Genomic DNA, 13,854 nt, shown 5'->3' on the forward strand with positions numbered 1-13,854 from the left:
TCTGGCATGAGCTTCGCCAGCCCGTTCGAGGTCGCCACCGCGCTGGGGCTGCCCAAGCCGACGGCCGAGCAGGCGGCGGTCGTGGCGGCGCCGATCGAGCCCGCGCTGGTCGTGGCGGGCGCGGGCGCGGGCAAGACCGAGACGATGGCCGCCCGCGTGGTGTGGCTGGTCGCGAACGGCATCGTGACCCCGGACCAGGTGCTCGGGCTGACGTTCACCCGCAAGGCCGCCCGGCAGCTCGCCGAGCGCATCCGGCTGCGGCTGCGCAGGCTCGCCGGGTCGGGGCTGCTCGACGAGCTGGACCCCAGCGGCGAGCGGCGGGCGGCGGTGCTGACGGCCGAGCCGGTCGTGCTGACCTACCACGCGTACGCGGGCAGGCTGGTGACCGAGCACGGGCTGCGGCTGCCGGTCGAACCGGGCGTGCGGCTGCTGACCGAGACGTCGTCGTGGCAGCTCGCGCACCGGGTGGTGTCGACGTGGACCGAGGACCTGGACACCGACAAGATCCCCGCGACCGTCACCGGGTACCTGCTGGCGCTCGCAGGCGAGCTGGGGGAGCACCTGGTGAGGCCGGAGGCGCTGCGGGAGCACGCCGACCGGCTGGTCGCGGTCATCGAGAACGCGCCGAAGACCAAGCGGCAGAAGGACGGCCTGCCGGAGAAGCTGCGCGACATCATCGCGGCGCAACGCCTGCGGGTGAACCTGCTGCCCCTGCTGGAGGCCTACCAGCAGCGCAAGCGGCGTGAGGCGGCGATGGACTTCGCCGACCAGATGAGCCTCGCCGCCCGGCTCGCCAGCGAGCACCCGGAGGTCGCGCAGGGCGAGCGCGAGCGGTACGGGGCGGTGCTGCTCGACGAGTACCAGGACACCGGGCACGCGCAGCGCGTGCTGCTGCGGTCGCTGTTCGGGCGGGGCGAGCCGATGCCGGTCACCTCGGTCGGCGACCCGGCGCAGGCCATCTACGGGTGGCGCGGGGCGAGCGCGGCGAACCTGCCCCGGTTCACCACGGACTTCCCCGGCCCGGAGGGCAGACCGGCCACCCGGTACGGGCTGCTGACCAGCTTCCGCAACCCGCCCGAGGTGCTGACCCTGGCCAACGCCGTGTCCGGGCCGCTGCGCGACGCCGGCCTGGAGGTCGACGAACTGCGGGCGCGCGACGGCGCCGGGCCCGGTGACGTGCGGCTGGCGCTGCTGCCGGACGTGCGCCAGGAGCTGGACTGGCTGGCCGACTCCGTCGCGCGGCAGTGGCAGGAGCACCTGGACGAGAACGACACCCCGCCCACGGCCGCGGTGCTGGTGCGCCGCCGGGCGGACATGGGGGCCATCGCGGCCGCGCTGCGCGAACGCGGGCTGCCGGTCGAGGTCGTCGGGCTCGGCGGCCTGCTGGACGAGCCCGAGGTGCGCGACCTGACGTCCGCGCTGCGCGTGCTGGTGAACCCGCTGGCGGGCACGGCCGCGGCCCGGCTGCTGACCGGGTCCCGGTGGCGGGTGGCGGCGTTCGACCTCGCCGCCCTGTGGCAGCGGGCCCGCGAGCTGGCGGGCGCGCCGAGCCGCCAGTCCGTGGTGGACGACCCGCTGTCGGTGCTGGCGGACGCGCTGCCGGGCGAGCACGCCGAACAGGCCGGGCTGGCCGACGCCTTGGACGACCCCGGTGACCCGGCGGCGTACTCGCCCGAGGGCTACCGGCGGATCCGCAGGCTCGGCGGCGAGCTGGCGGCGTTGCGGCGCAGGCTGGACCAGCCGCTGTCGGAGCTGGTCGCCGACGTCGAGCGGACGCTGCTGCTGGACATCGAGTCGATGGCCAGGCCCGGCGGGGTCGGCCGCGCGCACCTGGACGCGTTCGCCGACGTCGTCTCGGACTTCGCCGCCGCGAGCCCGTCCGCGACGCTGCCGTCGCTGCTGGACTACCTCTACACCGCCGAGCACGCCGAGGACGGCCTGGAGCCCGGCGAGGTCGAGGTCGCCGAGAACCGGGTGCAGATCCTGACCATGCACTCCGCCAAGGGCCTGGAGTGGCACATCGTCGCCGTGCCGCACGTCGTGAAGGACGTGTTCCCCGGCCGCCGCAAGACGTCGTGCTGGCTCAAGGCCGTCGCCGAGCTGCCCGCCGACCTGCGCGGCGACGCCGCCGACCTGCCGACGCTGCGGATCCCGCGGGGCAGCGACCGCAAGGAGGTCGAGGTCGCGCTCGACCTGCACGCCGAGGAGTTCGAGGAGCGGCGGCTGATCGAGGAGCGGCGGCTGCTCTACGTGGCGCTGACCAGGTCCGAGCACAGCCTGCTGGTCTCCGGGCACTGGTGGGGCGAGACGGGCGAGAAGGTGAAGGGCCCGTCGCCGTTCCTGGTCGAGATCCACGAGCTGTTCAAGACCGCCGAGGACCCGCCCGGCGAGATCGTCACGTGGTCGGGCCCGCCGACCGACGACGAGGCCAACCCGCTGTCCAGCGAGGTCAAGACGGCCCAGTGGCCCGCCGACCCGCTGGGGAGGCGGCGGCAGGCGGTCGTCGACGGCGCGGAGATGGTGCTGGCCGCGCTGGACCTGCGGGCGCGGGCGTCGGCCCGGCCCGTCGAGGTCCCCGAGGAGCTGCCCGAGGACTTGGCGGGGCTGGTGGAGCCGCCCGAGGACGAACCGGACTACGAGCCGCCGGAGGACGAGCCGGAACCGCACGACGACCTGGCTGGGCTGGAGGAGCCGCCGGAGGACGAGTGGGACGAGCCCGCCTCCGTCATCGAGCCGGTCCCGGAGCCGGTGGTCGAGCCGGTCGCCGAACCGCTGGTGGAGCCGGTCGTGGGGCAGGCCGTGGAGTCGCTTGTCGACGAGGAGGTGCCCCCGGAGGACGAGGACGACCTCGACCCCGAGGGCTGGTCGCGAGACGTGGACGTGCTGCTCGCCGAACGCGCGGCGGCGGCGAACCGGCGCGAGCAGGTCACCATGCCGGGGCACCTGTCGGTCAGCCAGCTCGTCGAGCTCGCCGCCGACCCCGACCAGCTGGCCCGCAGGCTGCGCCGCCCGCTGCCGTTCCCGCCCAACCCGATGGCCCGCCGCGGCACCGCGTTCCACACGTGGCTGGAGAAGCGGTTCGGCGCGAGCAGGCTGCTGGACCTCGACGAGCTGCCCGGTGCCGCCGACGACGGCGCGGCCCCGGACACCGAGCTGGAACGGCTCCAGCGGGCGTTCCTGGCCAGCGAGTGGGCCGACCGGATGCCGCACGACGTCGAGGTGCCGTTCGAGGCGGAGGTCGACGGGATGTCCGTGCGCGGCCGGATGGACGCGGTGTTCGCGGACCCGGACGGCGGCTGGACGGTCGTGGACTGGAAGACCGGTGCGGTGCCGGACGCGGACAAGCTCCCGGCGCTGTCCGTGCAGCTGGCGGCCTACCGGCTGGCCTGGGCGGCGCTCGCGGGCGCCGAGGTGCAGAGCGTGCGGGCGGCGTTCCACTACGTGCAGCACGACCACACGCTGCGACCGACCGACCTGCTGGACGCGGAGGGCCTGAGGGCCCTCATCCGCTCGGTGCCCGACCGAACGGCTAGGAGGTGACGCGGGAGCTGGCCGGGACGTCCTTGAGCACCCGGTCGTAGAGCACTTCCAGCAGCCACCGGCCGAACAGCGACGGCCCGAACTCGGTCGACCGGTCCTCCGGCGGCACCAGCAGTTCGGCCACACCGGACTCCTGGACGGCCACGACACCGATGCCGTAGTAGTCGAGCTCGATCAGCGGCCAGGACTCGCGGCCCTGCGGTCCGGGGAGGACCACCGCGCACGGCGCCAGCGTCATGAGCGTGCCGCAGGACTGCAGCGCGCGGTCCACGGTGGACTCGCCCACCAGGACACCGACGAGCTCCACCGCGGACACCGGGAGCTGGTCGTGGACGGTCGGCTCGAACCAGGACCGGAACCACGACGGGTCGGCCTGGGGAGGCCAGCCGTTGGCGGTCCGCCACGCGTGCACGTCGTCGCGAACCCGGACTACGGCGGACACCTGGTGGCCGAGCACGGCCACGTCGGGGACGACGATGCCGCGCCAACCAAGTGCCGACGCGGCTTGGTGGAGGAGCGGTTGCACTCGGGCATCCTATGGGTCGTTGCGGGGTCAAGGACAGTGGTCGCCGGCGTTGGGTGCCTACCCGGCCGCTGAGCGTGATCAGATCACATCGACGGCGCTCGCGGCGGTGCCGAGTGGCAGTGGTCTCATGCGGCCGAACGGCGTACCCGCAGCGCCCAGATGATCAACGGGATCTGGCCCGGCAGCCGTCCCCACGCGATCGCCTTCGCGCGCGGTCCCCTGTCCCGGTAGTCGATCGCCATCTTCACGTTGGCCGGGAACACCGCCGCGAACAGGCCCGCCGCCAGCAGTCCGCCGAGCCTGCGCGTCCTCGGCACGGCCACCGCCGCCGCGACCGCGATCTCCGCCACACCCGACGCGTAGGTCCAGGTGCGGGGCTCGCCGGGCAGCACGCGGGGCACGATCGAGTCGTACGGCCGCGGCTTGGCGAAATGCGTCACACCGGCCACGCCGAGCAGCCCGGCCAGCGCGAGGGCCGACCGGGACCGGGAACGAGTGGAAGCCATGGGGCAACACTGTCACGAGCCGGTTCGGGCCGCACCCAGGGGGTTTATTCTTCCCGCTCGTGACCGCTGATCCCGCGAATCCCGAACATCCCGAGCGCGCGGCGGTCGCCGCCCTCGCGGACGACTTCCTGACCCGGCTGCGGGAATGGATCGCCATCCCCTCCATCGGGGCCGACCCGGCGCACCACGGGGACGTGGCCGGATCGGCGCACTGGCTCGCCGACGCGCTGCGCGCGGACGGCTGGCCGGAGGTCGCGGTCTGGGACGAGGGGCCCGCGCTGCCCGCCGTGCACGCGTGCTGGCCGTCGGCGGACCCGGCCGCGCCGACCGTCCTGGTCTACGCCCACCACGACGTGCAGCCGGTCGACCCGCTGGAGCAGTGGGAGCACCCGCCGTTCGAGGGCGTGGTCGTGGGCGAGGAGCTGTTCGGCCGGGGCGCCAGCGACGACAAGGGGCAGGTCGCGATGCACCTGCTCGCCGTCCAGGCGCACCTGCGGGCCACCGGCGCGACGGCACCGGCGGTGACGCTCAAGCTGTTCGTCGAGGGCGAGGAGGAGTCCGGGTCGCCGCACCTCGGCGAGCTGCTGGACCGGCACGCGGACGACCTGGCGTGCGACCTCGTCGTGTTCACCGACACCCCGATGTACTCGCGCGACGCGCCGACCGTGAACACCGGGCAGCGCGGGGTGCTCGGCGCCGAGGTGTTCTTCACCGGCGGCACCTCCGACGTGCACTCCGGCCGGGCCGGTGGCGGCGTGCCCAACCCGGCGACGGCCATCGCGCGGCTGGTCGCGGCCCTGCACGACGCCGACGGGCGGGTCCTGCTGCCCGGCTTCTACGCCGACGTGGTCGAGCCGACCCCGCTGGAGCGCGCCGACTACGCCGCGCTCCCGTTCGACGAGGCCGAGTGGCTCTCCGCCAACGCGGGCGGGGCGCGCGCCGGGACCGGGGAGGCGGGCTGGTCGACCCTGGAACGGGTGTGGGTGCGGCCGACCGCCGAGGTCAACGGGATCCAGGGCGGGTACACCGGGCCGGGCCTGAAGACGATCGTGCCCGCGTCCGCGTCGGTGAAGCTGTCCTTTCGGCTCGTGCCCGACCAGCAACCCGCGAAGGTCATGGCCGCGCTCCGCGAGTTCGTCGCGGCGAACACCCCGGAGGGCGTCGAGGCCGAGGTGGTGGTGCGCGGCGACGGCGTGCCGGCGTACGCGGCCGACGTGACCCACCCGGCCACGCTGGCCGTGCACGAGGCCATGAGCGCCTCGTTCGACCAGCCCGTCCGGTACAGCCGCACCGGCGGCTCCGGACCCGCCGGTGTCCTGCACGACCGGCTCGGCGTGCCCGTCGTCTACTTCGGCGCGACCTTGCCGGATGATCGGATCCACGCGCCCAACGAACGCGTGGTCCTGCCCGTGCTGCTACGGGGCGCCGAAGCCGCCGCCCGCTTGTGGCGTCTACTCCCCGAGAGGCTGTCATGATTCGGCGGCTCAACCCGGCCGACCGGCTGACCGACCGGCCCGACCACTCCCTGGTCGGCGTCATCCGGATGCCCGACCGCCCGGAAAGCCCGGCCCGCGCCATCATCAAGCGCGTCGTCGGCGCCACCGCGGCCCTGTTCGTGGCCGTGCTCATCGTCTACCTCGACCGCGACGGCTACCGCGACGTCAACGGCGACGGCCTGTCCTTCCTGGACGCCGTCTACTACGCCACGGTCTCCCTCTCGACCACCGGCTACGGCGACATCGCCCCCGCCAGCTCCTCCGCCCGCCTGGTCAACGTCCTGGTCATCACCCCGCTGCGGGTGCTGTTCCTCATCGTCCTGGTCGGCACGACCCTCGAGGTCCTCACCGAGCGCTCTCGGCAGGCCTTTCGCATTCAGAAGTGGAGGACCAAGGTGCGCAACCACGTGGTCGTGGTCGGGTACGGGACCAAGGGCCGTTCCGCGGTCAGCGCACTGCTCGGCGACGACGTGCCGCCCAGCCACATCGTGGTGGTCGACACCAACCAGGAGTCCCTCGACTCCGCGTCGTCCATCGGGCTGGTCACCGTGCACGGCTCGGGAACGCGCAACGACGTCCTCCGCGTCGCCGGGGTGCCCAACGCGCGCGCCGTCGTCGTGGCCGCGAACCGCGACGACACGGCCGTGCTGGTCACCCTGACCGCCCGCGAACTCGCCCCCAAGGCCCAGATCGTGGCCTCGGTGCGCGAACGCGAGAACGAACACCTGCTCCGCCAGTCCGGCGCGGACTCCGTCGTCGTGTCCAGCGAGACCGCGGGCCGCCTGCTCGGCATGGCCACCTCCACCCCGTCCGTGGTCGACATGGTCGAAGACCTGCTCACCCCGGACGCCGGATTGGCCATCGCGGAACGCGACGTCGAACCGTCGGAGATCGGCGGATCACCCCGACACCTGCCGGACATCGTGCTGGGCGTCGTGCGCGGCGGGAGGCTGTTCCGGGTGGACGCGGCGGAGGCGGACGCGATCGAGTCGGGGGACCGGCTGCTGTACATCAAGAAGGTCACCCCGCCGGACGAGGACTGACGGGGGTACGGGGTCATCTTGGTCGAGGTGGCCCCGTTTTCGATGGTGACTTCTGGTCTTGTGGTGCGTTGGGTCCTGCTTTGTCTCTTGTCCGGTTCTTCGTGCCTTGGGTGTCGGCCTCGGTTCGTGGCCGACACCATGCACGCTCATCCCTCACCGCCAGGAGCTTGGTGCGGTGTCCCGGTGCTGGGTTTGTCCGGTTTGGAGTGTCGCCTGAGTCTGGCTTCGGATGGTGCTGAGGTCCTGTGGCTTTCGGCGGCAGTCACGCCCATCCCGGTGCCGGGTGTCTCTGGCGTCACACCTCTCCCGCCCCCAACCTGCACCCCTGTCTATGCGTTTGCCTGTCACCGCGCACCGCGCACCGCGCACCGCCTGGACTCCGAACCCGTGCAGCGTGGCCTTCGACTTCCGACCCTCGACCCCGCGCAGCGCGCCCCGGCCCATGGGCCTCGGACTCCCGTGCAGCGTGGCTGGATGTCCGCGTGTCCCGGCCCCCGGCCCCGTGCAGCGTGGTTGCGAATCCCCGAACCCGGACCCCGCGCAGCGTGCCTCGAACCCCCGACCTCGGACTCCCATGCGGCGTGGCCGGATGTCGGCGTGTCCCAGACCCCGGACTCGACCCCCGACTCCGCCCCGGATCTCGGGTCCCCGACACGCGCAGCGTGCCTCAGACCCCCACCTCGGACTCCCGCGCAGCGTGGTCGGGTGCCCGTATGCCCCGGCCCCCGGACTCCGCCTCCGGACCTCGGGTTCGGACCCCGCCCCGGACCTCGAACCCCGTGCAGCGCGCCTGGTGACCGCTTGCTCAAGATCCGAAGTTGTCCACACCCACCCCACCCATCCACAGGCAAGATCCACATCACCCCCTCAGACCCCCACCACCGGTAAACTGGCCGAAGGGCCAGCCCCCCTGGGAGTGGCGGGGGATGTCCGGGATGCGGCGGCTTGAGTCGGTGGTTTGGGTTAGGTCCTCCAGTCGGTGGCCCGGTCAGCCCGGCGGCAGGCTGCGGCTGGTCAAGCCCGGTGTCAGGGGCAGGGTCAGGGCGAAGGTGGCGCCTGGTTCGCCGGGTTGGGGGGTGGTGCAGGTGAGGTCGCCGCCGTGGGCGCGGGCGACGCCGCGGGCGATGGCGAGGCCGAGGCCGGAGCCGCCGTGGCGGCGGTCGCGGGCTTCGTCGAGGCGGGTCAGGCGGTCGAAGATGCGTTCGCGGTCGGGGTTGGCGACGCCGGGGCCGTTGTCCTTGACGGTGAGCACGGCGCGGCCGGCGAACACGCCGACGTCCAGCCGCACCTTGCCCTGGGGGCCGGTGGCCTGGCGGGCGTTGTCGGAGAGGTTGACGAGGATCTGGGCGAGGCGTTGGGGGTCGCCGAGGACGACGACCGGGATGCCGTCGGCTTCGATGTCGAGGTCGGCGGCGAGGAGCCTGCTGCGCGACACCTCGGCTTCGGCGAGGGCGAGCAGGTCGACGCGTTCCAACTGGAGCTCCAGGCCCGCGTCGATGCGGGCGAGGGCGAGGAGGTCGTCGACGAGCCGTCCGGCGCGGCGGGACTCGCGGACGAGCAGCAGGTTCATCCGGTCGCGTTCCTCGGCGCCCGCCTCGTCGAGGCCGGTCTGCATGAGCGCCTCGGCGACGGCCTGAACGCCCGCGAGCGGGGTGCGCAGCTCGTGCGCGGCGTCCGCGACGAACCGCTTGGTCCGCTCCTCCGACGCCCGCGCGGTCGTCTCGGCGCCTTCCAGCGAGTCCAGCATGTCGTCGAACGCGGCGGCGGTCCGACCCAGCTCGTTGTTGGTGCGCAACGGGTTCAGCCGGTGGCCGCGGTCGCCGCCGCTGATCGAGCGGGCGAGCGTGGTCATCGCGTCCAGCGGTGCCAACGCCCGCTGCACCACGAACACCAGCGCGCCCGCCGTGACCGCCAGCGCGCTGAGCCCGACGGCCACCAGCAGGTTCCGCAACCGGATCTGCGCCGCGGACAGCACCGACGTGTCGCCGTAGAACGTCATCGTCGACCCGTCCGGCAACGTGCGGGTGATGGTCTTGAACCGCTCGTTGTCGTCGGGTCGGCCGCCGTAGGTCGCGCCGCTCTGCAGCACCAGCTCCACCTGGACGCCGCGGCCGTCGACCTTGTGCACCAGCTCGTTGCCCGACACCTTCTGCGTCTTCACCAGCTGCTGCGCGGTGCGCGCCCGGTCCAGCAGGACGGTCTCGATGTCGCGGCTCGACTGCGAGGCGAACAGCGCGTCGACGACGAACACCAGCGTCACCATCACCGCGAACAGCACGATCATCACCGACAGGGTGACCCGCCGCCGCAGGGAGACCGTCTTGAGCCTGTTCACGGCTCGTCGGCCCGCAACACGTACCCCAGGCCGCGCACGGTGTGCAGCAGGCGGGGGCCGTTCTCCTCGAGCTTGCGACGCAACGCGCTCACGTGCACCTCGACCAGGTTCGGGTCGTAGTCCTCGTAGCCCCACACGGCCGTGAGGATCTGGGTCTTGCCGACGACGCGGCCGCGCTGCGCCGCCAGGTAGCGGAGCAGCCTCAACTCCGTCGCCGTCAGGTCGACCGGTTCGGAACCGCGCAGCACCACACCGGAGTCGGCGTCCACCACGAGGTCGCCGATCTGCACGGTCGACGGCGTACGACCCAGCCTACGCAGCACCGCGCTCACCCTGGCCACCAGCTCGGCCAGCACGAACGGCTTCACCAGGTAGTCGTCCGCGCCCCGGTCCAGCCCGCGCAGCCGGTCCGCCACGCCGTCGCGGGCCGTCAGCATCACCACACCGGCCCCGCTCGACCGCCGCACGACCTCCAGCAGCGCGAACCCGTCCCGCCCCGGCAGCATCACGTCCAGCACCACGAGGTCCGGCCGGAACCGCCCGAGGTCGTTCTCCAGCTCCCGCCCGTCCGGGCGCACCTGCACCTGGTAGCCCGCGTCGCGCAACGCCGACCCCACGGCCGCGCCGATGGCCTCGTTGTCCTCGATGACCAGCACCCTGGCAGCAGTAGACACCCGCTCATTCTGGGGCCGCGCGGCGCGACCGGCCCACCACCTTCAGCATCCGCTCAGGTGATCATCAACTGCCGGGCGGGGTTACCAGGCACCGGCCGGTCTGCAACGATCCTCGGCGTGGCGGTCAGAAGGAGCCCGGTGACGTGGGGTCTGGTCCTGCTGGTCATCGCACTGGTGGGCCTGGGCACAGCGGTCGCCTTGTGGTGGCCGCTCACCGGCGCGGGCACCGCCGCCCTGCAACGCGCCTCGGCGACCGTGACCCGACCCGCGTCCTGCGGGGCCGGGGGGAGCGCGCTCGACGAGGTCGAGGTGAAGGTGGACGGGCAGGTCCGCAAGGCGAAGCTCGACGGGTGCGGGCACCGGCAGGCCGAGGTCGTCGAGGTGCTGCTGCCGGAGGACCGGTCGGGGGAGCTGACCGTGCAGACGGCCGGTGCCGCGTCGGACGCGCCGCCGCTGAGGGCGCGGCTGGAGACGTTGATGCTGTGCCTGAGCGGGTTGGCGGGCGGGTTCTACGCGTACCTGGTCAGCAGGCCGGTGCCGCGGCTGAGGTCGGTGTTCCCGGCGATCTCCTAGTCCGGGCGCGACACCGGGTCAGCCGACCTGGTCGGCGGGGGCCGCGTAGGTGTTGCACGAGGCGGTGCTGTTGGACTCGTAGCCGCTCTGGGCCCAGTTGCCCTGGTTGGCGGGGCTGCCGTGGGCGTTCTTGTCGGGGGCTTCCTCCATGGCGTACTGGAAGTCCTCCTCGGCGCGGTTGGCGAGCTCCGAGCTGATGGACCCCTTGCCGCCGGTGGCGCTGAGGAACATGCCCGCGAAGCAGTTGGCCTGGAGCTCGATGCGGCGGGACATCTCCAGGCCCGCGGGGGTCTTCTCGCCCGCGTTGACGATCTTCTGGTCGGCGGCCCGGAGGATGCCGGTCAGGGCCTGGACGTGGTGGCCGTACTCGTGCGCGAGGGTCGCGAGGTGGGTGGCGGGGCGGTCGCCGCCGCCGTTCTCGCGCAGCCTGCCGGTGGGCATGTAGATCATGCGGTTGCGGCCGCAGTAGTAGGCGACGGCGTCCTCGGAGGCGGGGGCGGCGCCGCAGGGGCCGTCCGACAACTCCGGCGAGGCGTCGAGCTGGGGCGGGTCGAAGGGGAGGTTCTCGGCCTTGAGGACGGGACCCCAGGCGTCGTTGAGGCAGAGGACGCCCGCCGTGTAGTAGGCGGCGAGCTGGTCGTCGGAGGTGCCGAACTTCGGGAGGTCGCAGGTGATCTCGGGCAGGGAGGTGGGCTTGACGAGCAGCGGGTGGTCTTCCAGGCGCTGGATGGCGCGCGGGCGGACGGGCTCGGTGCTGGACGGCTTGGCCAGCGCGAGCGGGGCGGCCACGGGCCTGCCGGTGACGGTGGTGGACTTGTCCATGCGGCTGACCACGGCCAGGCCGAGCACCGAGCACACGACCATGGTCAGCACGCCGACCAGCATCGCCGGGCTGTTCTTCTGACGGGTGGCGCGGGTGGTGCGGGTGGCCTGGGCCGGGATGACCGGGTCGGCGTCCGCGTCGTCGGAGTGCGCGCTGTCGGAGGCCTCGCTGTCGGGGTCCGAGGTGTCGGAGTCGGGGATGTCGGAGTCGGGGGTGTCGGCGTCCGGGGTGTCGAGGTCCGAGGTGTCCAGGACACCGGCGAACACGACCGTCTCGGCGTCGTCGAACGGGCGCGCCGACTCGTCCGCGGGCTCGTCCACGGCATCGAGGGCGTCGGAGGCGTCGGGTGCGTCCGCGTCGGGCGCCTCCTCGGGCCAGTCGACCACGTCGGCGGCCTCGACCACCTCGACGGGCCGCACGACGACGGTGCCGTCGGACACGTCCGCCGCCGGGACGTCCCCGACCGGCCGCATGATCGCGGTGCCGTCGGGCTCGACGTACTCCGTCCGCGCGGTCTCGGCGGCGGCCGGGGTCTCGGCGGCGGCCGGGGCGGTGCTGACGGGTCGCATGATCGCGGTCCTGTCGGGTGCGGTCTCGGCGGCAGTCGGAGCGGCCTCGACCGGTCGCATGATCGCGGTGCCGTCAGCCGGCGTGGTCGGACCGGACTCGGCGTCCTCCGCCTGCTCCTTCACCACCGCGTCGACGACCACGGCCTCGGTGGCGGGAACGTCCCCGACCGGCCGCACGACCACGGTGGCGTCGGCGCTCGCCTCGAACACCCGCACGGGGCGCACGACGACGGTGGCGTCGGCGCTCGCCTCGAACACCCGGACCGGCCTCACGACCACCGTCGCGTCCGCTCCGCCCGAAGCCGTCCCGACACCCCCGTCCGGTACCCGACCGGTGTCGACTTCGGACACGGGACCGTCCTCACCAGCCGCCGAATCCCCCGACACCGCACCCGCGGCGTCCACCGGCTCCTCAGCGACCAAGATCCGCCCCCGTCACATCACCGCGACCAACAGCCCCGACACCGTACGTCCCCGGCCGCGAGTCCGGTGCGGACACGCCCCCGTGAGCCCGGCTCAGCTGACGCTCTCCGCGTCCGACACCCACGTGTTGCAGGCGCTGGTCTGGTTCGTGGTGAACCCGCGGTTGACCCAGGCGGCGTTGCGCTCGGGCGCGCCGTGGTCGCGGTTGGGGTAGATCGGGTAGTCGCCGCGGGTGCTCGCGTCGCGCAGCGCGACGTCGATCACGTCGCCGGGGATGGCGCCGTGCGAGAGGGGCGCGAGGGACATGCCGCCGAAGCAGGTGGCCTGCAGCTCCTTGCGGCGGTTGAGGTCGAGCCCGGCCGGGGTGTCCCAGCCGCCCTTGTCGTACTGGGCCTCGCTCGACGCGCGCAGGACGCCGGACAGCCACTGGATGTGGTGGCCGTACTCGTGGGCGAGCTGGCCGAGGTACTTGCCGGGGTGGTTCGGGTTGTTCGTGCCCTGCTCACCGGCGTAGTAGTTCGCGGTCCAGTAGATCGTCCCGTCGCAGTACATGGCGGTCCGGTCCGGGCCCATCGAGCCGCACGGGTTGGTGATGGTCGTGGTCACGATGACCAGCTCGACCGGCTGGTAGGGCAGGTTGGCCTTGGTGAACGACGGCTTCCACATTGCCTCGATGCACGGCAGCGCGGCGCGCAGGAAGACCTCCTGGCCGGAGGGCGAGTAGTCCATGCCGGGCAGCGGGCAGCCGTCGATGTCGAACGCGCCGAGCCCGGCGCCGTGGATGGGGTTGTCACCGAGCTTGATGACCGCCTTGGGCCCGGCGGGCTTGGACGAGGTGGCCGACGTGGCGGAACGGCTGGTGGGGGTCCGCGCGCTGGTCGTCGTCGTGGCGCTGGTCGTGGTCGTCGTGGGGGCCGTGTAGCTGTAGGTCGAGTACCCGGAGTAGGCCGAGTCGCTGGCCCGCTTCGGCGTGCCGGTGGCCGCGACGACCCCGATGATCGCGATGCCGAGGATGGCCACCGCGAACAGGACGCCCGCGACGAGCGGACCGTTGTTCTTGCGGGGCGGCGGGTAGGGCGCGTACTGGGGAGGACCCCACTGCTGCGGGGGGAGCTGCGGCGGGGACTGCTGGAACGGCTGCCGGCCCCAGGGCGCGGGCGGCGGCGCGGCCATCGGCGGCGGCATCACCGGGCGGGGCGGCGGCAGCGGCGGCTGGCCCTGCGGGGGCTGCGGCCCGCCGTACCAGGGAGGGGGCGGCGGCGCCTGGTTGTGGGGCTGCTGCTGGGGGTGCAATGGCGCAGGCACGGGCGGAGGCCCGACCGGTCGCGGTGGCGGCCAGCCACCCG

General features: G+C 73.3%; 10 protein-coding genes. 4 read left to right on the plus strand and 6 right to left on the minus strand.

The window, feature by feature from the left end; genetic code table 11:
* The first annotated feature begins 6 nt into the window (after nucleotides 1-6).
* Nucleotides 7-3,540, plus strand: a complete 3,534-nt coding sequence (locus CLV43_RS05735) for an ATP-dependent helicase (RefSeq protein ID WP_106185813.1) — start codon at nucleotides 7-9, stop codon at nucleotides 3,538-3,540.
* Here CLV43_RS05735 and CLV43_RS05740 read toward each other — a convergent pair.
* On the minus strand, nucleotides 3,530-4,066 hold the full coding sequence (locus CLV43_RS05740; RefSeq protein WP_106185814.1) for a hypothetical protein: 537 nt from the start codon (nucleotides 4,064-4,066) through the stop codon (nucleotides 3,530-3,532). The genes CLV43_RS05735 and CLV43_RS05740 overlap by 11 nt on opposite strands.
* A gap of 125 nt (nucleotides 4,067-4,191) precedes the next feature.
* Nucleotides 4,192-4,572: a DoxX family protein gene (locus CLV43_RS05745; RefSeq protein WP_106185815.1), complete on the minus strand. Its 381-nt coding sequence runs from the start codon at nucleotides 4,570-4,572 to the stop codon at nucleotides 4,192-4,194.
* A 59-nt stretch (nucleotides 4,573-4,631) separates the two neighbouring features.
* On the opposite strand from CLV43_RS05745, the gene CLV43_RS05750 reads away from it, so the two are divergent.
* A complete protein-coding gene (locus tag CLV43_RS05750) occupies nucleotides 4,632-6,047 on the plus strand; it encodes a M20/M25/M40 family metallo-hydrolase (protein WP_106185816.1) in 1,416 nt (471 codons plus the stop codon).
* On the plus strand, nucleotides 6,044-7,111 hold the full coding sequence (locus tag CLV43_RS05755; RefSeq protein ID WP_106185817.1) for a potassium channel family protein: 1,068 nt from the start codon (nucleotides 6,044-6,046) through the stop codon (nucleotides 7,109-7,111). The genes CLV43_RS05750 and CLV43_RS05755 overlap by 4 nt, the downstream gene beginning before the upstream one ends.
* 988 nt (nucleotides 7,112-8,099) lie before the next feature.
* On the opposite strand, the gene CLV43_RS05760 is transcribed toward CLV43_RS05755, so the two are convergent.
* Together CLV43_RS05760 and CLV43_RS05765 are read right to left on the minus strand one after the other, a co-directional pair.
* Nucleotides 8,100-9,446, minus strand: coding sequence for a sensor histidine kinase (locus CLV43_RS05760; RefSeq protein WP_245886146.1), 1,347 nt, complete (start codon nucleotides 9,444-9,446; stop codon nucleotides 8,100-8,102).
* Nucleotides 9,443-10,120: a response regulator transcription factor gene (locus CLV43_RS05765; RefSeq protein ID WP_106185818.1), complete on the minus strand. Its 678-nt coding sequence runs from the start codon at nucleotides 10,118-10,120 to the stop codon at nucleotides 9,443-9,445. The genes CLV43_RS05760 and CLV43_RS05765 overlap by 4 nt, the downstream gene beginning before the upstream one ends.
* A 117-nt stretch (nucleotides 10,121-10,237) precedes the next feature.
* On the opposite strand from CLV43_RS05765, the gene CLV43_RS05770 reads away from it, so the two are divergent.
* Nucleotides 10,238-10,693: a hypothetical protein gene (locus CLV43_RS05770; RefSeq protein ID WP_146174647.1), complete on the plus strand. Its 456-nt coding sequence runs from the start codon at nucleotides 10,238-10,240 to the stop codon at nucleotides 10,691-10,693.
* A gap of 18 nt (nucleotides 10,694-10,711) precedes the next feature.
* Here the strand turns inward: CLV43_RS05770 and CLV43_RS49985 are convergent, their stop codons facing one another.
* Together CLV43_RS49985 and CLV43_RS05780 are read right to left on the minus strand one after the other, a co-directional pair.
* Nucleotides 10,712-12,436, minus strand: a complete 1,725-nt coding sequence (locus CLV43_RS49985; protein ID WP_281262143.1) for a neutral zinc metallopeptidase — start codon at nucleotides 12,434-12,436, stop codon at nucleotides 10,712-10,714.
* Nucleotides 12,437-12,601: 165 nt separating this feature from the next.
* Complete coding sequence (locus CLV43_RS05780) at nucleotides 12,602-13,813, minus strand: neutral zinc metallopeptidase (RefSeq protein ID WP_281262144.1); 1,212 nt, start codon at nucleotides 13,811-13,813, stop codon at nucleotides 12,602-12,604.
* Nucleotides 13,814-13,854: the final 41 nt, after the last annotated feature.

This window comes from Umezawaea tangerina (assembly GCF_003002815.1).
Lineage (GTDB): Bacteria > Actinomycetota > Actinomycetes > Mycobacteriales > Pseudonocardiaceae > Umezawaea > Umezawaea tangerina.